This window comes from Pseudomonas glycinae (assembly GCF_001594225.2).
Classification (GTDB): Bacteria; Pseudomonadota; Gammaproteobacteria; order Pseudomonadales; family Pseudomonadaceae; genus Aquipseudomonas; species Aquipseudomonas glycinae.
The window spans coordinates 4,496,778-4,521,121 of record NZ_CP014205.2; the positions used below are offsets into that span (position 1 = coordinate 4,496,778).

Annotated in this window: 21 protein-coding genes; 9 read left to right on the forward strand and 12 right to left on the reverse strand. The window is 62.6% G+C overall.

Annotated features, from left to right (window positions below; translation table 11 throughout):
- Positions 1-7 precede the first annotated feature (7 nt).
- The gene (locus AWU82_RS20540) at positions 8-244 is read right to left on the reverse strand and encodes a hypothetical protein (protein ID WP_139831639.1); all 237 of its coding nucleotides are present in this window, start codon (positions 242-244) and stop codon (positions 8-10) included.
- Between AWU82_RS20540 and bglX the strand changes: the two genes are divergently transcribed.
- The gene (bglX, locus tag AWU82_RS20545) at positions 243-2,534 is read left to right on the forward strand and encodes a beta-glucosidase BglX (protein WP_064382999.1); all 2,292 of its coding nucleotides are present in this window, start codon (positions 243-245) and stop codon (positions 2,532-2,534) included. The genes AWU82_RS20540 and bglX overlap by 2 nt on opposite strands.
- A gap of 151 nt (positions 2,535-2,685) precedes the next feature.
- Here the strand turns inward: bglX and AWU82_RS20550 are convergent, their stop codons facing one another.
- The 9 genes from AWU82_RS20550 to AWU82_RS20590 all read right to left on the reverse strand — a co-directional run bounded on the left by AWU82_RS20550 (position 2,686) and on the right by AWU82_RS20590 (position 12,084).
- Positions 2,686-3,843 (reverse strand): phospholipase D-like domain-containing protein, encoded by a 1,158-nt coding sequence (locus AWU82_RS20550; RefSeq protein WP_064382997.1) that lies wholly within the window; start codon positions 3,841-3,843, stop codon positions 2,686-2,688.
- 1 nt (position 3,844) lies between these two features.
- A complete protein-coding gene (locus AWU82_RS20555) occupies positions 3,845-4,435 on the reverse strand; it encodes a YceI family protein (RefSeq protein ID WP_064382995.1) in 591 nt (196 codons plus the stop codon).
- Between the two features lie 81 nt (positions 4,436-4,516).
- Complete coding sequence (locus AWU82_RS20560) at positions 4,517-5,287, reverse strand: IclR family transcriptional regulator (protein WP_064382993.1); 771 nt, start codon at positions 5,285-5,287, stop codon at positions 4,517-4,519.
- 59 nt (positions 5,288-5,346) lie between these two features.
- The gene (locus tag AWU82_RS20565) at positions 5,347-6,804 is read right to left on the reverse strand and encodes an amidase (RefSeq protein ID WP_064382990.1); all 1,458 of its coding nucleotides are present in this window, start codon (positions 6,802-6,804) and stop codon (positions 5,347-5,349) included.
- On the reverse strand, positions 6,801-8,111 hold the full coding sequence (locus tag AWU82_RS20570) for a citrate-proton symporter (RefSeq protein ID WP_064382988.1): 1,311 nt from the start codon (positions 8,109-8,111) through the stop codon (positions 6,801-6,803). The genes AWU82_RS20565 and AWU82_RS20570 overlap by 4 nt, the downstream gene beginning before the upstream one ends.
- 79 nt (positions 8,112-8,190) lie before the next feature.
- Positions 8,191-9,366 (reverse strand): M20 aminoacylase family protein, encoded by a 1,176-nt coding sequence (locus tag AWU82_RS20575; RefSeq protein ID WP_064382986.1) that lies wholly within the window; start codon positions 9,364-9,366, stop codon positions 8,191-8,193.
- 280 nt (positions 9,367-9,646) lie between these two features.
- A complete protein-coding gene (locus AWU82_RS20580; protein ID WP_064382984.1) occupies positions 9,647-9,949 on the reverse strand; it encodes a hypothetical protein in 303 nt (100 codons plus the stop codon).
- Positions 9,946-11,025, reverse strand: a complete 1,080-nt coding sequence (locus AWU82_RS20585) for a serine hydrolase domain-containing protein (protein ID WP_064382983.1) — start codon at positions 11,023-11,025, stop codon at positions 9,946-9,948. Before AWU82_RS20585 ends, AWU82_RS20580 begins: the two co-directional genes overlap by 4 nt.
- A gap of 180 nt (positions 11,026-11,205) precedes the next feature.
- Positions 11,206-12,084, reverse strand: a complete 879-nt coding sequence (locus AWU82_RS20590; RefSeq protein ID WP_064382982.1) for an acyl-CoA dehydrogenase middle domain-containing protein — start codon at positions 12,082-12,084, stop codon at positions 11,206-11,208.
- Between the two features lie 153 nt (positions 12,085-12,237).
- On the opposite strand from AWU82_RS20590, the gene olsB reads away from it, so the two are divergent.
- On the forward strand, positions 12,238-12,993 hold the full coding sequence (gene olsB, locus AWU82_RS20595) for an L-ornithine N(alpha)-acyltransferase (protein ID WP_007957877.1): 756 nt from the start codon (positions 12,238-12,240) through the stop codon (positions 12,991-12,993).
- Positions 12,993-13,787 (forward strand): lysophospholipid acyltransferase family protein, encoded by a 795-nt coding sequence (locus AWU82_RS20600; protein WP_064382980.1) that lies wholly within the window; start codon positions 12,993-12,995, stop codon positions 13,785-13,787. The genes olsB and AWU82_RS20600 overlap by 1 nt, the downstream gene beginning before the upstream one ends.
- Positions 13,788-13,801: 14 nt before the next feature.
- Here the strand turns inward: AWU82_RS20600 and AWU82_RS20605 are convergent, their stop codons facing one another.
- Positions 13,802-14,374, reverse strand: coding sequence for an acyl carrier protein phosphodiesterase (locus tag AWU82_RS20605; protein ID WP_064382979.1), 573 nt, complete (start codon positions 14,372-14,374; stop codon positions 13,802-13,804).
- A 171-nt stretch (positions 14,375-14,545) separates the two neighbouring features.
- On the opposite strand from AWU82_RS20605, the gene AWU82_RS20610 reads away from it, so the two are divergent.
- Genes AWU82_RS20610 through AWU82_RS20620 form a run of 3 tightly spaced genes read left to right on the forward strand, consistent with a single transcriptional unit; the run spans position 14,546 to position 17,127 of the window.
- Positions 14,546-14,848, forward strand: coding sequence for an ArsR/SmtB family transcription factor (locus AWU82_RS20610; protein WP_007957866.1), 303 nt, complete (start codon positions 14,546-14,548; stop codon positions 14,846-14,848).
- Between the two features lie 33 nt (positions 14,849-14,881).
- The gene (locus tag AWU82_RS20615; RefSeq protein ID WP_011332833.1) at positions 14,882-16,045 is read left to right on the forward strand and encodes an MFS transporter; all 1,164 of its coding nucleotides are present in this window, start codon (positions 14,882-14,884) and stop codon (positions 16,043-16,045) included.
- A 32-nt stretch (positions 16,046-16,077) separates the two neighbouring features.
- A complete protein-coding gene (locus AWU82_RS20620; protein WP_064382977.1) occupies positions 16,078-17,127 on the forward strand; it encodes an alkene reductase in 1,050 nt (349 codons plus the stop codon).
- Positions 17,128-17,376: 249 nt separating this feature from the next.
- On the opposite strand, the gene AWU82_RS20625 is transcribed toward AWU82_RS20620, so the two are convergent.
- Entirely contained in the window at positions 17,377-18,009 is a 633-nt protein-coding gene (locus AWU82_RS20625; protein WP_064382974.1) for a TetR family transcriptional regulator, read from the reverse strand.
- Positions 18,010-18,275: 266 nt separating this feature from the next.
- Between AWU82_RS20625 and emhA the strand changes: the two genes are divergently transcribed.
- From emhA to emhC, 3 genes are read left to right on the forward strand one after another with little or no spacing between them, the layout of a single operon-like run.
- Positions 18,276-19,433: an efflux RND transporter periplasmic adaptor subunit EmhA gene (emhA, locus tag AWU82_RS20630; protein WP_064382971.1), complete on the forward strand. Its 1,158-nt coding sequence runs from the start codon at positions 18,276-18,278 to the stop codon at positions 19,431-19,433.
- Positions 19,434-19,436: 3 nt separating this feature from the next.
- Positions 19,437-22,601, forward strand: coding sequence for an efflux RND transporter permease subunit EmhB (gene emhB / locus AWU82_RS20635; RefSeq protein ID WP_064382970.1), 3,165 nt, complete (start codon positions 19,437-19,439; stop codon positions 22,599-22,601).
- Positions 22,598-24,058, forward strand: a complete 1,461-nt coding sequence (emhC, locus tag AWU82_RS20640) for an efflux RND transporter outer membrane subunit EmhC (protein ID WP_064382967.1) — start codon at positions 22,598-22,600, stop codon at positions 24,056-24,058. The genes emhB and emhC overlap by 4 nt, the downstream gene beginning before the upstream one ends.
- The last annotated feature ends 286 nt before the right edge of the window (positions 24,059-24,344 follow it).

A 24,344-nucleotide genomic window follows, 5' to 3' on the forward strand; every position in this document is an offset into this window, starting at 1 on the left:
GCACATTTCATGAATAATGAATCGCGAAACATTCTTGGCCGGCGGTTGCGGCATAATCGCCCCGCCACTGGATTGCGGCGGGCCGATGGGCTAAAAAGAGGCCCTGCGCGATCATGTCGCCGAGACGTTCGACGTACATTCGGCTGTCGTTTTCTGAATCAGCACCCGAACAACAATAGTCGCTCCCTACATTTTGGCTGGCCGGTGTTGTAACGCCGTTTAGGCCCTTGAGAAAACTATTCATGAAGAAGCTGTGTTTGCTGGGCCTGTTCGTCAGCCTGGCCAGTCATCAAGTACTGGCCGCCACGACCCCGGTCCCCCTGGAAAACAAGGACGCGTTCATCAGTCATCTGATGAAGCAAATGACCCTCGACGAGAAGATCGGCCAGTTGCGCCTGATCAGCATCGGCCCGGAAATGCCCCGCGAGCTGATCCGCAAGGAGATCGCCGCCGGCAACATCGGTGGCACCTTCAACTCGATCACCCGCCCGGAAAACCGTCCGATGCAGGACGCGGCCATGCGCAGCCGGCTGAAGATTCCGATGTTTTTCGCGTACGACGTGATCCACGGTCACCGTACGATTTTCCCGATTCCGCTGGCCCTGGCATCGAGCTGGGACATGGACGCCATTGGCCGGTCCGGGCGCGTTGCAGCCAAGGAAGCCGCCGCCGACAGCCTCGACATCACCTTCGCGCCGATGGTCGATATCTCCCGCGACCCGCGCTGGGGCCGCAGCTCCGAAGGTTTCGGTGAAGACACCTACCTGACCTCACGCATCGCCAAAGTCATGGTCAAGGCCTATCAGGGCGAGACCCCGAGCGCGGCCGACAGCATCATGGCCAGCGTCAAGCACTTCGCCCTGTACGGCGCGGTCGAGGGCGGTCGCGACTACAACACCGTCGACATGAGCCCGGTGAAGATGTACCAGGACTACCTGCCACCGTACCGCGCCGCGATTGATGCCGGCGCCGGTGGCGTGATGGTGGCGCTGAACTCGATCAACGGTATCCCGGCCACCGCCAACACCTGGCTGATGAACGACCTGCTGCGCAAGGAGTGGGGCTTCAAGGGGCTGGCGGTCAGCGATCACGGCGCGATTTTCGAACTGATCAAGCACGGCGTGGCCCGCGACGGTCGTGAAGCGGCGAAGCTGGCGATCAAGGCCGGCATCGACATGAGCATGAACGACACCCTGTACGGCAAAGAGCTGCCGGGGCTGCTCAAGTCCGGCGAGATCGAACAGAAAGACATCGACAACGCGGTGCGTGAAGTCCTCGCCGCCAAGTACGACATGGGCCTGTTCAAGGATCCGTACCTGCGCATCGGCAAGGCTGAAGACGATCCGGCCGACACCTACGCCGACAGTCGCCTGCACCGCGCCGATGCCCGCGAAGTGGCGCGTCGCAGCCTGGTGCTGCTGAAGAACCAGAACGAAACCCTGCCGCTGAAGAAAACCGCGAAGGTTGCGCTGGTCGGTCCGCTGGCCAAGGCCCCGATCGACATGATGGGCAGTTGGGCCGCCGCCGGTCGTCCGGCGCAATCGGTGACCCTGTTCGACGGCATGAGCAATGTGATCGGCGACAAGGCGAACCTGATCTACGCCCGTGGCGCCAACATCACCAGCGACAAGAAGGTCCTCGACTACCTGAATTTCCTCAACTTCGACGCCCCGGAAGTGGTCGATGACCCGCGCCCGGCCAACGTGCTGATCGACGAAGCGGTGAAAGCCGCGAAGGACGCCGACATTGTGGTTGCAGCGGTGGGCGAGTCCCGTGGCATGTCCCACGAATCGTCGAGCCGCACCGACCTGAACATCCCGGAAAACCAGCGTGAGCTGATCCGTGCCCTGAAAGCCACCGGCAAGCCGTTGGTGCTGGTGCTGATGAACGGCCGTCCGCTGACGCTCCTCGAAGAGAAAGAACAGGCTGACGCGATTCTGGAAACCTGGTTCAGCGGCACCGAAGGCGGCAACGCCATCGCCGACGTGCTGTTCGGCGACTACAACCCGTCGGGCAAGCTGCCGGTGACCTTCCCGCGTTCCGTGGGCCAGATCCCGACCTACTACAACCACTTGAGCATTGGCCGGCCGTTCACGCCGGGCAAACCGGGCAACTACACCTCGCAGTATTTCGATGACACCACCGGTCCCCTGTTCCCGTTCGGTTTCGGTCTGAGCTACACCGATTTCAGCCTGAGCGACATGGCGCTGTCCTCGACCACCCTGAACGCCACCGGCAAGCTCGACGCCAGTGTCACAGTCAAGAACACCGGCAAGCGTGACGGCGAAACCGTGGTGCAGCTGTACATTCAGGACGTCACCGGGTCGATGATCCGTCCGGTCAAGGAGCTGAAGAACTTCCAGAAAATCATGCTCAAGGCCGGCGAGCAGAAAGTCGTGCACTTCACCATCACCGAGGATGACCTGAAGTTCTACAACGCCCAGCTCAAGTACGCGGCCGAGCCTGGCAAGTTCAACGTGCAGATCGGCCTGGACTCCCAGGACGTGACGCAGCAGAGCTTTGAACTGCTGTAACTGTTAAAGCTAACCGATCGTTCCCACGCTCCGCGTGGGAATGCCTCAATGGACGCTCTGCGTCCGCTTTGGGACGCGGAGCGTCCCGGGCTGCATTCCCACGCGGAGCGTGGGAACGATCAACGCTCTGCGTGGGAACGATCAACTGCGACTAGCCGCGTCTGTCGAGCAAGTTGACCACCACCCGATCCACCCAGCCCCAGATCCGCTGCTTCACCCGCCGCCACAGTGGCCGTTTTCGCCATTCCTCCAGACTCACCTGCTGACTCAGGCCGAAGTCCTTCTCGAAACTCGCCGCCACCGCTGCCGTCAATGATGGATCCAGCGCTTCCAGATTCGCTTCAAGATTGAAGCGCAGATTCCAGTGATCGAAATTGCACGAGCCGATGCTCACCCAGTCGTCCACCAGCACCATTTTCAGGTGCAGGAAACACGGCTGGTATTCGTAGATTTTCACCCCGGCCTTGAGCAGGCGCGGGTAGTAGCGATGCCCCGCGTAGCGCACCGACGGATGATCGGTGCGCGGCCCGGTCAGCAGCAGGCGCACGTCGAGGCCACGGGCGGCGGCCTTGCGCAGGGAGCGGCGGATTTTCCAGGTCGGCAGAAAGTACGGCGTGGCCAGCCAGATACGCTTTTGGCCACTGTTCAAGGCGCGGAACAGCGATTGCAGAATGTCCCGATGCTGACGGGCGTCGGCGTAGGCCACACGGCCCATGCCCTCGCCCATGTCCGGCACGCGGGGCAACCGTGGCAGGCCGAAATGCGCGTTGGGCCGCCAGGCCCGGCGATGGCGGTTGGCGATCCATTGGCGGTCGAACAACAACTGCCAGTCGAGCACCAGCGGGCCGGTGATCTGCACCATGACCTCGTGCCATTCGCTGGTGTCGTGGCCCGGCGTCCAGAACTCATCGGTGACCCCGGTGCCGCCGACCACCGCCAGACGCTGGTCGACCAGCAACAGCTTGCGATGATCGCGATAGAAATTGCCGACCCAGCGCCGCCAGTTCAGCCGGTTGTAAAAACGCAGCTCGACCCCGGCACCAGTCAGCCGCCGGCGCAGCGTGAGGGTAAACGCGAGGCTGCCGTAATCATCGAACAGGCAACGCACCCGCACGCCCCGCTCCGCCGCCAGCACCAGTGCCTGCACGATGGTTTCGGCACAGGCACCGGCTTCCACCAGGTACAACTCCAGTTCGATCTGCTCACGGGCGCGGGCAATCTCGTCGAGCATGCGCGGGAAGAATTGCGGGCCGTCGATCAACAGCTCGAAGCGGTTGCCATCACGCCACGGAAACACCGCGCCGCGCATGTCAGCGCGCCGTGAAGATCAGCACCGCACCCACCGGCACCGACAGACTGATGGCCGACAGGCCGGCCATGTTGCGCAGGCTTTCCAGGCCCGGCAGCAGATCGAAATCCTCTGCGCTGATCACCAGCGGCTCCAGGGTCACCACCTGAAAGCGCCGGTCATCAAGGCGCGTGGCGAGCAGTTCGGCGGGGTATTCATGCTGTTTGCCGTGCAGGTTGACGGTCAGCGGCAGGCGCAATTCAAGCTGCGCGCCGGGGGCCAGATCGTTGATCGGGCGCAGGTCGATTTGTGTGGTGATGGTCGCTTCGGGGAATTGCTCGATCTGGAACAGCTCCTTGCGCATGCGCTCGTCGCGCAGCGGGATGCCGCTGTTGATCGAGTCCAGCTCGACTTCGACTTCGGCGCGGCCATCGGGATCGACCTTGCCGTGCAGCACCAGAAAGCGCTGCACTTCGGACACGTTGGCGTTTTTCGTGCTGACGAACGACAGCCGCGACGATTCGCCGTCCAGATACCAGTTGGCCTGGACCGGCAGCGCAGCGGCGCCCAGCAGCAGGCCGGCGAAGGCGTTGCACAGAGAACGGTTGAACATTGAAGACTCGTGGGGCCGATAAACGTGCACGAACCTTAACTGGCCTTGGCGTTATTGCAAACTGTCAGTCTGTGCAAACACTCAGGCCAATGCCTGCTGCACCTCGCCGATGGTCGACGCGAGGCTGTTGAGGTGCAGGCTCAGCACCCGTTCCACCGGCGCCTGATCCATTGGCCAGTGCAGCGCCATGCTGCCGACCAGCCGCCCTTGCGCACGAATCGGCAAGGCCACCGCGCGAATCAGGAACGGCAGGCGCACCGGGTATTCCCAATAACCTTCGGTGCGCTGGCCGAAGCCCTGATGCAAGGCTTGTTCGGTGGCCTGCAATACACCGTCATCCGCCAACTGTTCGCGTTCGGCCAGACGTTTCACGTCCCGGCTATCAAGTTCGCCGAGGCACGCCCGGCCCATGGCGGAATGAAACAGGCTGGCGTGATGGCCGACGATCTGGCAGTTAGTTGGATAGCGCTTGCGCAGCACTTGCGGAATCGCGCTTTCCATCACTTCGACCCGCTCGCCGTCGAAGCACGACAGATCCGCCACCAGCCCGGTGCGCTCGCTCAGCTCCAGCAGCATCGGCGCGGCGCTTTCCACAAGGTGGCGTTTGAAACGTTGCTGACGGTCACCGAACAGTCGCTTGGCGCACAACCGGTAGCGGCGATCGCTGAGGCCGCGATAGATCCAGCCCTGCTCCTGCAAGGTCGCGAGCATCCGCGACACCGTGGCCTTGGGCAGAGCCGTCAGATAGTGCAACTCTTCCAGCCCCAGCGCCTGATGCTCGCCGAGCAACTCGACGATGGCCAGCGCCCGTTCGACCGAGCGCACGCTACCAGTGTCTGCCTTGCTGCCCATGTGTTCGACCTCCATGGATACGGATGAAAGATCACTTCGTGCAGCAAGATGCGGGCCGCTCAGGCTGATTGCAGGCATGCCGGCGGTCGCCGTTCGACCCAGCGGGTCAACTGTTCATGGGCGTAGGCCAGTTGCAGCACCGCCCGATCCGCCTGGGCCGGACCGATGATTTGCAGGCCCATCGGCAGCCCGGCCGGGTTGAAACCGACCGGCACGCTGATGCTCGGCAGCCCCGCCAGGGTCGGGCCGATCACCACCTCCATCCAGCGGTGATAGGTGTCCATGGTCCGCCCGCCGACGACTCGCGGCCATGCTTGCTGTGCATCAAAAGGGAACACTTGGGCGGTGGGCAACAGCAGGAAATCGTAACGCTCGAATAACTCGCTCAACGCGCGATACCACTCACTGCGCGCGACCGACGCCTGATAGACCTCGGCAGCGGTCAGACGCAAACCGCCTTCGATTTCCCATTGCGCTTCGGGTTTGAGCAACGCCCGCTTTTGCGGATCGGCATACGCCGCGCCGAGGCTGCCCTGCACCAGAAAATGCCGGTGGATGAGCCAGCTCTGCCACAGGCGTTCCATGGAAAAGTCCGGCTGACAGGCCTCGACGTGGCAACCCAGCGCACTGAAATCCGCCAGCGCCGATTCGCACAGGCTCAACACGCCGTCTTCCATCGGCAGATAGCCGTTGTAATCGCCGAGCCAGCCGAGGCGCAGGCCGCTGCAGTCCTGTTGCAGATCCAGCCCGAAATCCCGTGGTTCATCAGCCAGCGACAGCGGCACGCGCGGATCGTAGCCGGCCTGGGTCGAGAGCAATCGCGCGACGTCGGTGACCGTGCGCCCCATCGGTCCTTCGGTGGCCAGTTGCTGGACGAACACTTCCGGCATCGGCCCGTGGGGCACGCGGCCCTGGGACGGGCGGAAACCGAACACGTTGTTGAACGCCGCCGGGTTGCGCAGCGAGCCCATCATGTCACTGCCGTCGGCCACCGGCAGCAGGCGCAGGGCCAGTGCCACCGCGGCCCCGCCGCTGCTGCCGCCGGCGATCAGGCTCGGATCATAGGCGTTGCTGGTGGTGCCGAACACGCTGTTGTAGGTCTGCGAACCGAGGCCGAATTCCGGGACGTTGCTCTTGCCGATGATGATCGCGCCGCAGTCGCGAACCCGCGCCACGCTGATCGCGTCGTGCTGCGGCACTTGATTGGCGAACAGTGGCGAGCCGAGGGTCGTGCGCAACCCGGCGGTGGCCGCCAGGTCCTTGATCGCCTGGGGCATGCCGTGCATCCAGCCTCGGGACTCGCCGCGATCCAGTTGCCGATCGCATTCATCGGCCTCGCGCAGCAGCACGTCTTGCGGGCGCAGCGAAACCAGCGCATTGACCGCCGGATTGAAGCGATCAATGTGCGTCAGGTAGGCCTGCATCACCTCACGGCACGACATCTTGCGGGCATGGATCGCCCGGGACAACGCATCGGCGTCGAGGGTGACAATCGGATCAATGGCTAACGGACTCACGGTTTCACTCCCAGGTTGAGCGCAACGGATTTCTTCGCGCGTGGTGCCTCCTGCAAACAGTAAGTACCGAGCAGGGTCAGCAGGCAAGCGAACAAGACATAGAACGACGGCGCCACCGGGGTGTTCAGAACTTTACTCAGCCAGGTGACGATCAGCGGCGCAAAACCACCGAACACCATCACCGCCACGTTGTAGGCCACGGACACGCCGGTGGAGCGCACTTCGATCGGGAACTGCTCGGCCAATGCCGTCGGGGCCGGGCCGAAGAATCCGCCAATCGCCGCGCACAGCAGCAGTTGCATCACCAGCAAACGCTCGATCGAAGGCGCCGCCGCCACCCACACGTAAAGCGGATAGACCATGACGAAAAACGCCAGGGTGAAGGCCATCAGCACCGGCCGCCGACCGAGGCGATCCGACAGGGCGCCGGAGAACGGAATCACCACGGTCATCAACCCCACCGCAAGCATCTGCACCAGCAACACCTGGTCCAGCGGCAGACCGAGGTTCTTGTGGGCGAAGGTCGGCATGTTCACCAGCACCACGTAAAACGACACCGTCGCCCCGCACGCCAGGCCCATCGATACCAGCAGGCTGCGGCGATGTTCGCGCAGTACCTGCCACAGACCCGGCGCGGCGCCTTTGGCTTTCTTGCGCGCTTCGAGAAACTCTTCCGGTTCCTCCATGTGCTTGCGAATCCACAAGCCCACCGGACCGATCAACAGGCCGAGCACAAACGGAATCCGCCAGCCCCAACTGTCCAGCGCCTCGGGGGAAAACAGGTGCGTGACCAGCGCCACCATCGCCGCGCCGCTGAACACCGCCAGGCATTGCCCGACCAGTTGCCAGGAACCGTACAGGCCCTTGCGATGGGCCGGCGCGCTCTCCACCAGAAACGCCGTGGCGCTGGCGTATTCACCGCCCGTGGCAAAACCCTGAAGCATCCGCGCCACCACGATCAGCAACGGCGCGCCCATGCCGATGGCGGCGTGGTTCGGCGCGAACGCGATCAGGGCGATGGACACGGTCATCAGGCGGATGATCATCTGCATCGCGGCTTTGCGACCTTTGCGGTCGGAGTAGATGCCGAGCAGGATGCCGCCCACCGGGCGCATGAAAAAGCCGACGCCGAAAGTCGCCAGCGCCATCAGCAGCGAAGCGTAGTCGTCGTCGGACGGGAAAAACTGCCGGGCGATGATGCTCGCCAGAAAGCCGTAAACGATGAAGTCGTACCATTCCAGGGCGTTGCCGATGACGGCGGCGACCACTTGCCGGGTGCGCGAAACGCCTGCGTTCGAAGTCTGCATGGGGATTCTCCAGAAGCTGTGGGTTGACCACGCAGGCGCGTGCGCACCTGCGTTCCAGCGGCAGCAAAAAGTGAAGAAATCAGGCCGGCTTGAGCCAGCTCTCGGTGAGCGCGCCCCAATACGCCGCGCCGGTCAGCAGGATGTCGTCGTTAAAATCGTAGGCAGGGTTATGCACCATCGGCCGCGCCACGCCGTTGCCGATGAACAGGTACGCGCCGGGGCAGCGCTGGAGCATCCAGGCAAAGTCTTCGCTGCCCATCAGTTTGGGTGTGTTGCCATCGACGGCATCGGTGCCGACCAGTTCGACACCGACCTGACGGGCGAACTCGGTTTCGGCGGCGTGGTTGACCAGCACCGGATAGGCCGGACGGTGTTCGATGGTCGAGGTGCAGCCGAAGCTCTCGGCCTGCGCTTCGATGATCGAGCGTACGCGGTCCAGTGTCTGAACACGGACTTCGGCATTCAACGCACGCAGGCTCAGGCGCAGGATCGCCTGTTGCGGAATCACGTTCGCCGCTTCGCCGGCCTGCAATGCGCCGACCGTTACCACCGCCGCCTGCTGCGCATCGATGTTGCGCGCGACCACGGTTTGCAAAGCCATCACCACACTGGCTGCGGCGACCAGCGGATCCACCGCCAGATGCGGCATCGAGCCGTGGCCGCCGACGCCTTCAATCGTCACTGTGAGCAAGTCCTGCGAAGCCATCATCGGCCCTTCGCGAAAGCCCAGATGCCCCGCTGGCAGGCCCGGCATGTTGTGCATGCCGAACAGCGCATCGCACGGAAAACGTTCGAGCAGGCCATCGGCGAGCATCGCTTCCGCCCCGCCCTGGCCCTCTTCGGCGGGCTGGAAAATCAGCGTCAGGGTGCCGTCGAACTGACGGGTCGCGGCCAGATAACGCGCCGCACCGAGCAGCATCGCGGTGTGCCCGTCATGCCCGCAGGCGTGCATACAGCCTTGATGCCGGCTGCTGTAGGCAACGCCGGTGTTCTCGATGATCGGCAGCGCATCCATGTCGGCCCGCAGCCCGAGTTTGCGTGAGCTGCTGCCGTTGCGCAGCACACCGACCACGCCGGTCTTGCCGACGCCGGTGTGGACTTCATAACCCCAGTCTTCGAGCGACCGGGCGACCAGCGCCGAGGTGCGGCTTTCTTCGAAACCGAGTTCAGGGTGGGCGTGAATGTCCTGGCGGGTGGCGTGCAGGTCGCTGGCCACATCGTTGAGCCAAGCCAGAATGTGCTGATGTCGGGGCATGACGGTTCTCCTCGCGCGGGTGTTCCCGGTCTTTTTGTTCGGTGTTGTTTCACGACACGTGAACGGCAGGTCGTGCTCACCGCCAGATAACCGCGAGACACGCGAGAGGACAATCGATTGTGGTTCCACAGGGTGGAACCACAAGCTTTACCCATCCTGTGGGAGCTGGCTTGCCAGCGATAGCGCCGGCACAAGTGACATTTTCGGCGCCTGACACACCGCAATCGCGGGCAAGCCCGCTCCCACAGAGTTTTTCAGTGGTTTGCCAATCGGGTCTGAATCATGGATTGAGGCGACAGCCCTGGCGTTCGCCCTGCCATTGGGCGCTGTTGCTGCGTCCCAGGCCGCTGGCGGTGACGATTTTTTGTGTGCGGTCATCGGTCAGTTCACTGGGCAGCCACTGCTTCACGTAGCCCCGGCAATATTCAGCGTCGTTGTTCATGACGTAGCGGCACGAACAATATTCCTTGGCGGTGTAAGCGCTGATGATGTCCGGGAAGGCCCACAGGTTTTCGCGCTCGTGCCAGCCCCAGCCCAGCAGCACGACCAACAGCACCAGCAGGATGCGTCTGAACAGTTTCATGGCCGCACCGCCCCGAGCACGCGCTTGAGTAATTCGTTGTGGCGATAGCTGCCGTCGCGGTCATCGGCGTAGCGCACGATCACCAGTTTTTCGCTCGGGATCACGTACAGCGCCTGGCCCCAGTGGCCGAGGGCGGCGAAGGTGTCGGGCGGTGCGTCGGGCCATGGAGAGGGCGCGCCGTCTGCCGGGCGATTGAGCCACCACTGGCCGCCGGGCACGGCTTCGTCCTGATGGGCCTTGTAGCCGGCAAAGGGTTGGCGGTTGAAGGCGACCCAGTCTTTGGGCAACAACTGCCGGTCGTTCCAGCGTCCGTCACGTTCCATCAGCAGGCCGATTCGCGCCAGATCCCGGGCGCTCATATAAGCGTAAGAAGAGGCGACGAAGGTGCCCGTCTCGTCGGTTTCCCAGGCGGCATGGCGGATGCCCAAGGGATCGAAAAGCGCAGTCCACGGATAGTCCGGATAACGCTGTGGGCCGACGATGGTTTTCAGTGCGGCGGCCAACAGATTGCTGTCGCCGCTGGAATAGCGGAACGCCTGACCCGCCGGTGCGTAGCTGTCGTGATCGGCGGTGAAGGCGGCCATGTCGCGGTGGCCACGGGTGTAGAGCATCGCCACCACCGAGGATTTCAATGGGGCGTATTCGTAGTCTTCCTGCCAGTCGATGCCCGAGGCCCAGTGCAGCAGATCTTTGAGGGTGATGGCCGGGTGCTTTTCCAGCGCCGGGTAGAACGTTGCCGCCGCGTCATCGAGCTTGAACAGGCCTTCGCCGTACGCCACGCCGAGCACCGTGGCCATCAGGCTTTTGCTGATCGACCAGGTCAGGTGCGGGGTGTCGGCGGCGGTCGCGGCGGCGTAGCGTTCGTAGATGAGCTGGCCGTCACGGATCACCAGCAAGGCGTCGGTGCGGATGCCTTTTCGGGTGCTGTCATCGCGGGTCGGGAAGGTGTAGGCCTCCAATGCATCGACGGCCGGGCTGGTGAGTTTCGGGCCGGTCGGCCACTGCTCGCCCGGCCATTGTTCGGCCTGAACCGTGAAGCTGATCAGCAGCAGAAACAGGGACAGGCCTTTGAACATGGTGAGGGCTCTTGGGGAGAACCTGCTGAGGGTAGTCAGGGTTGATGACAGATTTGAGATTTCGGCTGCCCATGAGATCGCCAACGCTGGCAAGCCAGCTCCCACAGGGGTAGAGGATTGCCATTGATAGCCTGTACACCAGCGATTGTGTGGGAGCTGGCTTGCCAGCGATGAGGTCGGTCAGTCCACCGCCAACGCCTTGGCCAGGCGTTTGGCCCGCGCGCCCGCCGCCAGTTGCATGACCGACTGATCGCGCTGCCACATCGCCGCCCACTCAGGATCGCCGTTGCGCAGGGCCTGATCGACTTCCGTTTTAAGCCCGTCGAACTGCGCAAACAAACCACCGAGCAACACATGCCCGGCGGGATTGTTCGGCGGCTGGCGACTGACTTCCGCGCAACCGGCCAACAGCGCCAGCAGGCGCAATTGCAGCGGCTGCGGCCAGCCGCTGTCCTGACCGACGCCGTACAACCACGCGGTCATTGCGCTCAAAACGTATACGTCTTCAAGGGTGCGGAACGGTTTGACGTAAGCATCCCAACCGTCCCCGGCAAGTAACTCACACAACGCATCGTCGAGATGCAGCCGACCATGGCTGATGTCCGGCATCAACGGCAGCGCCGGGAGTTTTTCCACCCGCACGCCGGGTTCGCCGGGATACACCACCGCCAGGCTCAGGCGCGGTGATTCGCCGGGTTGCTCACTGCGGGCAGCAATCAGCAGCCAGTCCGCCGCATCGCCGGCAGTGACGAAATCCTTTTGCCCGGTGAGGCGCAGATCCGTGAGCCGGGTCTGCATGTTCGCCGGGCGCAGGCTGCGCTGCTCGGTCGCACACAACGCCCCGAGGCTCGGCGGCGCGCTCGGCCAGAGCATGCGCAGCGCCGCCTGATAACCCACCAGAAACGCCAGCCCCGGCGTCGCCATCCGCCGCCCTCCCGCCACCGCCAGTTCGAACGGCGTCACGCTGCCCAGTTGCTGCAGCAACGTGGCGAAGCCCTCCGCCAGATCGGCAACGGCGGGCAGGCGTTCGCGGCATTCCAGCAGGGTCGACCAGGTCATCAGAGGCTCCTCGTGGGCTGTCATATAAGCATCACCAAACATTCATGGCGATGACACCGGGGCTACATAGCCTGACTTTGCACAACACGGCTGCATAAAGAAAGTCGATCGGCTGCAACCCATGACGGGTTCAAGGCCCGTACGGAGATTCACATGACTCAGATCGCCCGCATCAGCGACACCGGCAATGAACGCCGCCTGCAAGCCGAACGCCTGATCGGCGCCGAGGCCTTGCAGCAAGCCCAGGCCTTGCGCTTCAACGTGTTCAGCGGCGAGTTCAACGCCAAGCTGAACGGCGCGGAGCTGGGTCTGGACATGGATGACTATGATGTTCACTGCAGCCACATCGGCGTGCGTGACCTGAACACCGGCCGCCTGGTGGCGACCACCCGTTTGCTCGATCACACCGCCGCCAGCAGCCTGGGCAAGTTCTACAGCGAAGAAGAATTCAGCCTGCACGGCCTCGCCGGTCTGCAAGGCCCAATCCTGGAAATCGGCCGCACCTGCGTCGACCCGGCCTACCGCAACGGCGGCACCATCGCCGTGCTGTGGGGCGAACTGGCCGAAGTCCTGAATCAGGGCGGCTACAGCTACCTGATGGGTTGCGCGAGCATCCCGATGCAGGACGGCGGTGTACAGGCCCACGCGATCATGCAGCGTCTGCGCGAACGTTATCTGTGCACCGAACACCTGCGCGCCGAGCCGAAGAATCCGCTGCCGAGCCTCGACATTCCGTCGAACGTGATCGCCGAAATGCCGCCGCTGCTCAAGGCCTACATGCGCCTGGGCGCGAAGATCTGCGGCGAGCCGTGCTGGGACGAAGATTTCCAGGTCGCCGACGTGTTCATCCTGCTCAAGCGCGACGAACTCTGCCCGCGCTACGCCAAGCACTTCAAGGCGGCCGTGTGATGGGCCGGCTGCGGGTGTATGCGCGGATCGCGCGAGTGCTGCTGGTGGTGACGCTGGGCTTGAGCATGGCCAGTGTCTTCGGGGTTTTCGAACGTCTGGGGCTGGCCCATTCGATGGAGCGTCGGCAGCGCTGGTCGCGTTTTTTCATGGCGCGGTTGAGCAATGCCCTGCCCTTTCGCGTGACCGTGCATGGCGAGCTGCCGAAACAGCCGATGCTGTGGGTCAGCAACCATGTGTCGTGGACCGACATTCCGCTGCTCGGCATGCTCACGCCGCTGTCGTTTCTGTCCAAGGCTGAAGTGCGCACCTGGCCGGTGGCCGGTTGGCTGGCGGCGAAGGCCGGCAGCCTGTTCATCCGTCGCGGTTCGGGCGACAGCCAGTTGATCCGCAAGCAGATGACCCGTCACCTGCAAACCGATCATCCGCTGCTGATGTTCCCGGAAGGCACCACCACCGACGGCCGTTCGCTGCGCACCTTTCATGGTCGCCTGCTGTCGGCGGCAATCGATTCCGAGGTGAAGCTGCAACCGGTGGCGATCCGTTATCTGCGCGACGGCAAGATCGATTCGCTGGCACCGTTCATTGGTGACGATGATCTGCTGTCGCACCTGATGCGCCTGTTCAGCAACGATTGCGGCGATGTCGAGATTCATCTGCTCAAACCGATTGCCTGCCAGGGCCGGGAGCGCGCGGCATTGGCGTACGAGGCCCAGCAAGCGGTGCAGAAAGCCTTGTTCGGTGATGTGCTCAAACCGGTCGAAGCGCAACACGCCCGCGATCTGATCGCCGCCTGATCGGCGACATCTATCTACAGCTGCCGGCCGGCAAAGTCCTGCAGCTGTGGGTAGAACAAACGAAAGTCCTCGCTCAACGGTTCATACAACCGGCGCAATTCCTCCATCGCCCCCGCCAGTTCTTCAGGCCGGGTCAGGCGCCGGGAGATCCCGCGTAATACCTGCTCCAGCACTTCGAACTCCTGATACGAGCCCAACCAGTCATTGGCCACCATGTGCGGGGCGATCCTCGCCAGGCGCTCGGGCAATTGCCGCTCGCTGGACAGCACGCGGTAAACGTCGGTGGTGAATTGGCCCAGCGGCCGGTCGGCGTACTGCGTCCAGTCCCGCGCCAGGCAATGGTCGAAAAACACATCGAGGACAATGCCCGCGTAACGGCGGCGGGTCGTGGAAAACCGCGCCAGTGAGGCATCCACCAGCGGGTGGCGATCGGTGAACACGTCGATCTGCCGGTGCAGGGCAATCGCCGCTTCGATCTCCGGGTCGAACTGCCCTTGCAGCCGCCCTTTGACGAAGTCGCCATACAGACTGCCGAGCAGTTGACCGGGGCGCTGGCCACCGAGGTGTAAATGTGCGAGATAGTTCATGGGCGCAGCTTAGCACCGCGCCCGCGTTTGTTTACACCTCACATATCGTTATAACCCGATATACCGATTTATGCGGTCATCAGATCAAATTCATATTGGTATATCGCGAAGTACCGATTTAAAGTTCGCCTCATCGCGATATAGCGCTACACACATCACGAGCACCCAGCCATGAACATTGACCTCGACGAAATAATAAAAGCCCTGGCACACCCAGTACGGCGAGACATCCTCAACTGGCTGAAAGACCCGAAAGCCCAGTTTCCGGAACAGATCCACAACCACGAGTACGGCATCTGCGCCGGGCAGATCGATCAACGCTGCGGCCTGTCGCAATCGACCGTCTCCGCCCACCTGGCCACCCTGCAACGGGCCGGGCTGATCAGCAGTCAGAAAGCCGGCCAGTGGCACTTTTTCAAACGCAACGAGGACGTGATCCAGGCGTTCCTCAGCACCCTCAGCAAAGAGCTCTGACCCTTAACGTCAGCCAGCCAAAAGGATCCAACGATGCCCCTCTCGCTTCTCATACTCGCCTTGAGCGCCTTCGCCATCGGCACCACCGAGTTCGTCATCATGGGCCTGCTGCCCAATGTGGCGGCTGACCTCGGTGTGTCGATTCCCGGTGCCGGCTGGCTGGTGACCGGCTACGCCCTGGGCGTGGCGATTGGTGCACCGTTCATGGCAATGGCCACTGCAAAACTGCCGCGCAAGGCTGCACTGGTTACGCTGATGGGCATTTTCATTATCGGCAACCTGCTCTGCGCCATCGCCACTGACTACAACGTGCTGATGTTCGCCCGAGTCGTCACCGCTCTGTGCCACGGTGCGTTCTTCGGCATCGGTTCGGTGGTCGCGGCCAATCTGGTGGCACCGAACAAACGCGCTTCGGCCGTAGCCCTGATGTTCACCGGCCTGACCCTGGCCAACGTGCTGGGCGTACCGCTGGGCACCGCCCTCGGTCAGGAAGCCGGCTGGCGCTCGACCTTCTGGGCAGTGACCGTAATCGGTGTGATCGCGCTGATCGGCCTGATCCGCTTCCTGCCGGCCAAGCGTGACGAAGAAAAACTCGACATGCGCGCCGAACTGGCCGCGCTCAAGGGCGCCGGCATCTGGCTGTCGCTGAGCATGACCGCGCTATTCGCCGCCTCGGTGTTCACGTTGTTCACCTACGTCGCACCGCTGCTGGGCGATGTCACCGGTGTTTCGCCCCGTGGCGTGACCTGGACCCTGATGCTCATCGGCCTGGGCCTGACTGTCGGCAACATCATCGGCGGCAAACTGGCTGACAAGGGCCTGGCCGCGACGCTGATCGGCGTGTTCATCGCCATGGCCGTGACCTCCACCGTCCTGACCTGGACCAGCATCGCGCTGATCCCGACCGAGATCACCCTGTTCCTCTGGGCCACCGCGTGCTTCGCCGCCGTGCCGGCCCTGCAAGTGAACGTCGTGACCTACGGCCAGGCCGCACCGAACCTGGTGTCGACCCTGAACATCGGCGCCTTCAACGTCGGCAACGCCCTCGGCGCCTGGGTCGGCGGCAGCGTCATCGCCCACGGCTACGGCCTGACCAGCGTGCCTCTCGCCGCCGCAGCACTCGCGGTCCTGGCCCTGCTGGTGACCCTGATCACATTCCGCCAGAACGGCAATCCCGAGCTGGCCACCGCTAACTGATTCACTCACTTACCTCACGAGGGTTGTATCTCATGGCAACAATTTTCGATCCGATCAAACTGGGCGACCTCGAGCTGTCCAACCGCATCATCATGGCGCCGCTGACCCGCTGCCGCGCCGACGAAGGCCGCGTACCGAACGCGCTGATGGCCGAGTACTACGTACAACGCGCCTCGGCCGGCCTGATCCTTAGCGAAGCCACCTCGGTGACCCCGATGGGCGTCGGCTACCCGGACACCCCGGGCATCTGGTCCAACGACCAGGTGCGCGGCTGGACCAACGTGACCAAAGCCGTTCACGCCGCCGGCGGCAAGATCGTCCTGCAACTGTGGCACGTCGGCCGGATCTCCCACCCGACGTACCTGAATGGCGAAACGCCGGTTGCACCGAGCGCCATCCAGCCAAAAGGCCATGTCAGCCTGGTTCGCCCGCTGGCCGACTATCCAACCCCGCGTGCGCTGGAAACCGCTGAAATCGCCGACATCGTCGACGCTTACCGCGTCGGCGCGGAAAACGCCAAGGCAGCCGGTTTCGACGGCGTGGAAATCCACGGCGCCAACGGCTACCTGCTCGACCAGTTCCTGCAAAGCAGCACCAATCAGCGCACCGACATCTACGGCGGCTCCCTGGAAAACCGTGCCCGCCTGCTGCTGGAAGTGACTGACGCTGCGATCGAAGTCTGGGGCGCCGGCCGTGTCGGCGTACACCTGGCACCACGCGCCGACTCCCACGACATGGGTGACGACAACCTGGCCGAAACCTTCACCTACGTCGCCCGCGAACTGGGCAAGCGTGGCATCGCCTTCATCTGCTCCCGCGAGAAAGAAGGCGCCGACAGCCTCGGCCCACAACTGAAAGAAGCCTTCGGCGGCGCGTACATCGCCAACGAACGCTTCACCAAGGACAGCGCCAACGCGTGGCTGGCCGAGGGCAAGGCTGACGCCGTGGCATTCGGTATCCCGTTCATTGCCAACCCGGACCTGCCGGCCCGTCTGAAGGCCGATGCGCCGCTGAACGAACCGCACCCGGAAACCTTCTACGGTAAAGGCGCGGTCGGCTACCTCGACTACCCGACCCTGTAAGCCACACCGCAGAACCACAAAAGCCCCCGACTCGTGAGAATCGGGGGCTTTTTATTGGTCGCCGGACGGGTGACTCGCTCACATTCGTTCACAGGCTCGACACAAAATCCCTACAAAATACGTAGCTCGCTACATATCAACCCGCACCGCAGAGGTATATAAAAGCATCCCATTGCAGCGAGGCGAGTGAACAGGGATCTTCACCCTCCTCCGTCATTGACACAAACTGATCCAACAACGAATTTTGTTTCATTTGCGCAGGCTGGGGCTCCAGCGCAGCATGTCCAGCCCGGTATCGACCCAGCGCTCGGCCTCGGCGTACAGCTCGAAGCTGTCCGGCGCCAGGAGCCATCCATAAAGGAGGCCGTCGATATAGGCGTGAATGCTGATGGCTGCCCGGGCGGTGTCGAGGTCTGCCGGCAACTGCCCACGATTGACTGCATTACTCAATGTCAGCGCGATCCGCACATTGCAATCCAGGCTGGCGGTCCGGCGCTGCTGGCGCAGGTCGCACATTTCATCGGTGAACTCGCACTTATGAAACAGAATTTCTTTGATACGTCGGGTCTTCGGGTCCAGCGCAACTTGATGAAACAAATGAATCAGCAATTGGCGCATGCAGCCCAGCGGATCGGGTTCGTCCTCGCTTTCGCTGGCCTTGGCCAGTTCGTCCAGCGGCTCATGCAGGGTATCGAGCATGGCTTGCAACAGATCGGCCTTGTTGCTGAAGTGCCAATAGATCGCACCGCGCGTCACCCCGGCCAGAGTCGCGATATCCGACAGGGTCGTGCGAGCCACGCCCCGCTCATAGAAGGCTTTTTCGGCCGCTTCGAGAATCTGGCTGCGCGTTTCCTGAGCTTCCTCTTTGGTACGACGAACCATGGCAGTAAAACCTCAAACAGGATGTTTCAGGGATGGCTGAATATCCGCTGAATAAAAAAGGGTCGATCTCTCGCGGATCGGCTCCCCGGCCTACAATTTCAGACCTTGCGACGACTTTTGTAACAGGGTGGATACGACGCCAAGGTGTTTACAAACAACCATGAACGTAAGTATATTCATTAGCAAGCTACTTATCCACCCGGTAACCCTTTTTTACCCTTCCACACTTCTTGTGCGCTTTTCGCGCGCCTGACCCGAGGATCTTCATGCAATTCAAGCCAGCTGTTACCGCTCTGGTCACTGCCGTCGCCCTGGCATCGCTGCTCAGCGGATGTAAAAAGGAAGAGGCGGCTCCCGCCGCACCACCTCCTCAGGTCGGCGTCGTCACCCTGCAACCACAAGCCTTTACCCTGACTTCCGAATTGCCGGGCCGCACCAGCGCGTTCCGCATCGCCGAAGTTCGTCCGCAGGTCAACGGCATCATTCTCAAGCGTCTGTTCAAGGAAGGCGCCGATGTCAAAGCCGGCCAGCAGCTGTATCAGATCGATCCGTCGGTCTATGAAGCGACCCTGAAAAGCGCCGAAGCCAACCTGCGTTCGACCAAGTCGATCTCCGACCGCTACAAGCAACTGGTCGACGAGCAGGCCGTCAGCCGTCAGGAATACGACACCGCCGTGGCCAACCGCCTGCAATCGGAAGCGTCGTTGCAGACCGCACAGATCAACGTGCGTTACACCAAGGTCTACGCACCGATCTCCGGTCGTATTGGCCGCTCTTCGGTGACCGAAGGCGCGCTGGTCAGCAACGGACAGGCCGACGCGATGGCCGTGATCCAGCAACTGGACCCGATCTACGTCGACGTCACCCAGTCCTCGGTCGAATTGCTGGAACTGCGCCGCGAACTGGAAAGTGGCCGCCTGCAAAAGGCTGGCGACAACGCCGCTGCGGTCAAGCTGACCCTGGAAGACGGCAGCCAGTACAAGCTCGACGGTAAGCTGGAATTCTCCGAAGTGTCGGTCGATCAGACCACCGGTTCCGTGACCCTGCGCGCCGTGTTCCCGAACCCGGATCACACCCTGCTGCCAGGCATGTTCGTCCACGCACAGTTGCAGGCCGGTGTGAACAGCGCCGCGATCCTCGCACCGCAGCAAGGCGTGACCCGCGACCTCAAAGGCACCCCGACCGCACTGGTCGTCGGCCCGGACAACAAGGTCGAACTGCGTCAGCTCAAGGCCAGCCGTACTGTCGGCAGCCAGTGGCTGATCGAAGACGGCCTGAAGGCCGGCGATCGCCTGATCACCGAAGGGCTGCAATTCGTCAAACCGGGTGTTGAGGTCAAACCGACCGAAGCGACCAACGTCGGCAACAAGAACCCGGCCCCCGCTCAGGCAGCTGACAAAGCCGCCGGCGGCAAAGGGGAGTAATCCATGTCAAAATTTTTCATCGACCGTCCGATTTTCGCCTGGGTAATTGCCCTGGTGATCATGCTGGTCGGGGCACTTTCGATCCTGAAACTGCCGATCAACCAGTACCCGAGCATTGCGCCACCGGCCATTGCAATCTCCGTGACCTACCCGGGTGCTTCGGCACAGACGGTTCAGGACACCGTGGTGCAAGTGATCGAGCAGCAGCTCAACGGTATCGACAACCTGCGTTATGTGTCCTCGGAAAGTAACTCCGACGGCAGCATGACCATCACCGCGACCTTCGAGCAAGGCACCAACTCCGACACCGCGCAGGTTCAGGTCCAGAACAAGCTGAACCTGGCCACCCCGCTGCTGCCGCAGGAAGTGCAGCAACAGGGTATCCGCGTGACCAAGGCAGTGAAGAACTTCCTGCTGGTGATCGGCGTGGTGTCGCGTGACGGCAGCATGACCAAGGACGACCTGTCCAACTACATCGTGTCGAACATGCAGGACCCGATCTCGCGGACCGCCGGTGTCGGTGACTTCCAGGTCTTCGGTGCCCAGTACGCAATGCGCATCTGGCTCGACCCGGCCAAGTTGAACAACTTCAACCTGACCCCGGTCGACGTGAAAACCGCGATTGCGGCGCAGAACGTCCAGGTGTCGTCCGGTCAGCTCGGTGGCTTGCCTGCCGTGCAGGGCCAGCAGCTGAACGCCACGATCATCGGCAAGACCCGTCTGCAGACTGCCGAGCAGTTCAAAGAGATTCTGCTCAAGGTCAACAAGGACGGCTCGCAGGTTCGCTTGAAAGACGTCGCCGACGTCGGCCTGGGTGGCGAGAACTATGCGATCAGCGCCCAGTTCAACGGCAGCCCGGCTTCCGGTCTGGCGGTGAAACTGGCAAACGGCGCCAACGCTCTCGACACCGCCAAGGCACTGCGCAAGACGATTGACGACCTCAAGCCGTTCTTCCCGCAAGGCATGGAAGTGGTGTTCCCGTACGACACCACCCCGGTGGTGACCGAGTCGATCAAAGGTGTGGTTCACACCCTGGTCGAAGCGATTGCGCTGGTGTTCCTGGTGATGTTCCTGTTCCTGCAGAACTTCCGCGCCACCGTCATCACCACGATGACCGTGCCGGTGGTACTGCTCGGTACATTCGGCATCCTCGCGGCGGCCGGCTTCAGCATCAACACCCTGACCATGTTCGGCATGGTGCTGGCCATCGGTTTGCTGGTGGACGACGCCATCGTTGTGGTGGAAAACGTCGAGCGGGTGATGAGCGAAGAAGGCTTGTCACCGAAGGAAGCGACCAAAAAATCCATGGGCCAGATCCAAGGCGCCCTGGTCGGTATCGCCCTGGTGCTGTCGGCGGTATTGCTGCCGATGGCGTTCTTCAGCGGCTCCACCGGTGTGATCTACAAGCAGTTCTCGATCACCATCGTGTCGGCCATGGCCTTGTCGGTACTGGTCGCGCTGATCTTCACCCCGGCGCTGTGCGCCACCATGCTCAAGGCGATTCCGCACGGTGAGCACGGCACGCCGAAAAAAGGTTTCTTCGGCTGGTTCAACCGCAATTTCGACCGTGGCGTCAACAGCTACGAGCGCGGTGTCGGCAACATGTTGTCGCGCAAGGCGCCGTATCTGCTGGCCTACCTGCTGATCGTGATCGGCATGATCTGGCTGTTCACCCGCATTCCGACCGCGTTCCTGCCGGAAGAAGACCAGGGCGTTCTGTTCGCCCAGGTGCAGACGCCAGCCGGTTCCAGTGCCCAGCGCACTCAGGTGGTGGTGGATGAAATGCGTGAATTCCTGCTGCGTCCGACCAAGGATGGCGGTGAAGGCGACGCAGTCGCCTCGGTGTTCACCGTGACCGGCTTCAACTTCGCCGGCCGTGGCCAGAGCTCGGGTATGGCGTTCATCATGCTCAAGCCGTGGGACGAACGTAACGCCGACAACAGCGTGTTCAAACTCGCCGCCCGCGCCCAGCAGCACTTCTTCAGCTTCCGCGATGCGATGGTGTTCGCCTTCGCCCCGCCGGCCGTACTGGAGCTGGGTAACGCCACCGGTTTCGACGTGTTCCTGCAGGACCGCGCCGGTATCGGTCACGAGAAGTTGATGGCTGCACGCAACCAGTTCCTCGGCATGGCCGCGCAGAGCAAGGTGCTCACGCAGGTCCGTCCGAACGGTCTGAACGACGAGCCGCAATTCCAGCTGGAAATCGATGACGAGAAGGCCAGTGCCCTGGGCATCACCATCTCCGACATCAACAACACCCTGTCGATTGCATTGGGCAGTAGCTACGTCAACGACTTCATCGACCGCGGTCGGGTGAAGAAGGTGTACGTGCAGGGCCGGCCAGATTCGCGCATGAGCCCGGAAGACCTGAAGAAGTGGTACGTGCGTAACGCCTCCGGCACCATGGTTCCTTTCTCCGCGTTCGCCAAGGGCGAGTGGATCTACGGTTCGCCAAAGCTGGCGCGTTACAACGGCGTTGAAGCGGTCGAGATCCTTGGTGCCCCGGCGCCGGGTTATTCCACCGGTGAAGCGATGGCCGAAGTCGAGGCGATCGCCAAGAAGCTGCCGGCCGGTGTGGGTATCTCGTGGACCGGTCTGTCGTATGAAGAACGACTCTCCGGCTCGCAGGCTCCGGCGCTGTACGCCCTGTCGCTGCTGATGGTGTTCCTGTGTCTGGCGGCGCTGTATGAAAGCTGGTCGATTCCGATCGCGGTCATGCTCGTGGTACCGCTGGGGATCATCGGTGCGCTGATGGCCACCAGCCTGCGCGGTCTGTCGAACGACGTGTACTTCCAGGTGGGTCTGTTGACGACCATTGGTCTTGCGGCTAAAAACGCCATTCTGATCGTCGAGTTCGCCAAGGAATTGCACGAGCAGGGACGCAGTCTGCGCGATGCGGCCATCGAAGCCTGCCGCATGCGTCTGCGACCGATCATCATGACGTCGCTGGCCTTCGTCCTCGGTGTTGTACCGTTGGCTATCTCCACCGGCGCAGGCTCGGGCAGTCAACACGCGATCGGTACCGGCGTGATTGGCGGTATGCTCACCGCAACGATCCTGGCGATTTTCTGGGTTCCACTGTTCTTCGTCACTGTGTCGTCCATGGGTCAGCGCAAAAACGCCGGCAAGGATGACGCCATAGAAACTCCTAAAGAGGCTGGCCAATGAGCAAGTCGCTACTCTCCATCGCAGTCGCCGCCTTCGTGCTGAGCGGTTGCTCGCTGATACCGGATTATCAGCAGCCGGAAGCACCGGTGGCCGCGCAATTCCCGCAGGGCCCGGCGTACTCGCCGGCCCAGGCACCGGCACAGGCCGCTGCCGAGCAGGGCTGGAAGCAGTTTTTCCACGACCCTGCCCTGCAGCAGCTGATCCAGGTGGCCCTGGAAAACAACCGCGACCTGCGTGTCGCGGCGCTGAACATCGACGCCTATGCGGCTCAATACCGCATCCAGCGTGCTGATCTGTTCCCGGCCGTGTCGGCCAATGCCAGCGGCAGCCGTCAGCGGGTTCCGGCCCGTGCGTCGCAGACCGGCGAGTCGAGCATCACCAGCTCCTACTCCGCCACCGTCGGCATCAGCGCCTACGAACTCGACCTGTTCGGTCGGGTTCGCAGCCTGAGCGAACAAGCGCTGCAACAATACTTCGCCACCGAAGAAGCGCGCCGCAGCACCCAGATCAGCCTGGTGGCAAGCGTGGCCAACGCCTACCTGACCTGGCAGGCCGACAAGGAACTGCTCAAGCTGACTCAGGACACCCTCGGTGCCTTCGAGGAAAGCTACAAGCTGACCAGTCGCAGCAATGAAGTCGGTGTGGCCTCGGCGCTGGACCTGGCGCAGTCGCGCACCTCGGTCGAGAACGCCCGGGCACAACTGGCGCGTTACACCCGCCAGGTGGCCCAGGACGAAAACAGCCTGACCCTGCTGCTCGGCACTGGCATCCCGGCCAACCTGCAAGCGGCCAAGCCGCTGTCGGATGACCTGCTGGCCGATGTGCCGGCCGGTCTGCCGTCGGATCTGCTGCAACGTCGTCCGGACATCCTGCAGGCCGAGTACAACCTGAAGGCCGCCAACGCCAACATCGGCGCAGCCCGTGCAGCGTTCTTCCCGAGCATCAGCCTGACCGCCAACGCGGGCAGCCTGAGCCCGGACCTGTCCGGCCTGTTCAAGGGCGGTTCGGGCACGTGGCTGTTCCAGCCGCAGATCAACCTGCCGATCTTCAACGCCGGCAGCCTGCGCGCCAGCCTCGACTACGCCAAGATCCAGAAGGACATTGGCGTGGCGAACTACGAGAAGTCCATTCAAACGGCCTTCCAGGAAGTCGCCGACGGCCTGGCCGCACGCCAGACCTACACCGAGCAGTTGCAGGCACAGCGTGATTTCGTTCAGGCCAACCAGGATTACTACCGCCTGGCCGAGCGTCGCTATCGCATTGGCGTCGACAGCAACCTGACCTTCCTTGATGCCCAGCGTCAGCTGTTCAGCGCACAACAATCGCTGATCACCGACCGCCTCGCGCAGCTGACCAGTGCGGTCAACCTGTACAAGGCCCTGGGCGGTGGCTGGAATGCGCAGACCGCGCAGAACGAGCCGCTCAAAGAAGAAGCGCCGAAGATGAAGCTGTTCTGATCATCTGCTGAATACAAGACGCCCACCGTTTGGTGGGCTTTTTGTTGCCCGCAAATCTTGCGTTCGATAATCGCCCAAATTCCACTTTCGCCGATTGAATCGCCTCGCCCGCGCCCCGCACCATTCGAGCCACAAAACCAATAACAACAGGTTCGACACCATGCTCCCGCGCCCTGCTCCTCCCGGCTGATCGCCGCCGCTTCGCCCCCTGATTCCATTGAATTCCTGCGCCTCAGAAAACGGCCGCAGCGCTCCCGTTCGCCCAAAAAAACAAGAGAGACCCGAG

What these genes read in the sequence shown, in the direction of transcription:
- bglX (WP_064382999.1), top strand. Translation starts at nt 243, where the DNA reads ATGAAGAAGCTGTGTTTGCTGGGCCTGTTCGTCAGCCTGGCCAGTCAT.
- AWU82_RS20540 (WP_139831639.1), bottom strand. Translation starts at nt 244, where the DNA reads ATGAATAGTTTTCTCAAGGGCCTAAACGGCGTTACAACACCGGCCAGC.
- AWU82_RS20550 (WP_064382997.1), bottom strand. Translation starts at nt 3,843, where the DNA reads ATGCGCGGCGCGGTGTTTCCGTGGCGTGATGGCAACCGCTTCGAGCTG.
- AWU82_RS20555 (WP_064382995.1), bottom strand. Translation starts at nt 4,435, where the DNA reads ATGTTCAACCGTTCTCTGTGCAACGCCTTCGCCGGCCTGCTGCTGGGC.
- AWU82_RS20560 (WP_064382993.1), bottom strand. Translation starts at nt 5,287, where the DNA reads ATGGGCAGCAAGGCAGACACTGGTAGCGTGCGCTCGGTCGAACGGGCG.
- AWU82_RS20570 (WP_064382988.1), bottom strand. Translation starts at nt 8,111, where the DNA reads ATGCAGACTTCGAACGCAGGCGTTTCGCGCACCCGGCAAGTGGTCGCC.
- AWU82_RS20575 (WP_064382986.1), bottom strand. Translation starts at nt 9,366, where the DNA reads ATGCCCCGACATCAGCACATTCTGGCTTGGCTCAACGATGTGGCCAGC.
- AWU82_RS20580 (WP_064382984.1), bottom strand. Translation starts at nt 9,949, where the DNA reads ATGAAACTGTTCAGACGCATCCTGCTGGTGCTGTTGGTCGTGCTGCTG.
- AWU82_RS20585 (WP_064382983.1), bottom strand. Translation starts at nt 11,025, where the DNA reads ATGTTCAAAGGCCTGTCCCTGTTTCTGCTGCTGATCAGCTTCACGGTT.
- AWU82_RS20590 (WP_064382982.1), bottom strand. Translation starts at nt 12,084, where the DNA reads ATGACCTGGTCGACCCTGCTGGAATGCCGCGAACGCCTGCCCGCCGTT.
- olsB (WP_007957877.1), top strand. Translation starts at nt 12,238, where the DNA reads ATGACTCAGATCGCCCGCATCAGCGACACCGGCAATGAACGCCGCCTG.
- AWU82_RS20600 (WP_064382980.1), top strand. Translation starts at nt 12,993, where the DNA reads ATGGGCCGGCTGCGGGTGTATGCGCGGATCGCGCGAGTGCTGCTGGTG.
- AWU82_RS20605 (WP_064382979.1), bottom strand. Translation starts at nt 14,374, where the DNA reads ATGAACTATCTCGCACATTTACACCTCGGTGGCCAGCGCCCCGGTCAA.
- AWU82_RS20610 (WP_007957866.1), top strand. Translation starts at nt 14,546, where the DNA reads ATGAACATTGACCTCGACGAAATAATAAAAGCCCTGGCACACCCAGTA.
- AWU82_RS20615 (WP_011332833.1), top strand. Translation starts at nt 14,882, where the DNA reads ATGCCCCTCTCGCTTCTCATACTCGCCTTGAGCGCCTTCGCCATCGGC.
- AWU82_RS20620 (WP_064382977.1), top strand. Translation starts at nt 16,078, where the DNA reads ATGGCAACAATTTTCGATCCGATCAAACTGGGCGACCTCGAGCTGTCC.
- AWU82_RS20625 (WP_064382974.1), bottom strand. Translation starts at nt 18,009, where the DNA reads ATGGTTCGTCGTACCAAAGAGGAAGCTCAGGAAACGCGCAGCCAGATT.
- emhA (WP_064382971.1), top strand. Translation starts at nt 18,276, where the DNA reads ATGCAATTCAAGCCAGCTGTTACCGCTCTGGTCACTGCCGTCGCCCTG.
- emhB (WP_064382970.1), top strand. Translation starts at nt 19,437, where the DNA reads ATGTCAAAATTTTTCATCGACCGTCCGATTTTCGCCTGGGTAATTGCC.
- emhC (WP_064382967.1), top strand. Translation starts at nt 22,598, where the DNA reads ATGAGCAAGTCGCTACTCTCCATCGCAGTCGCCGCCTTCGTGCTGAGC.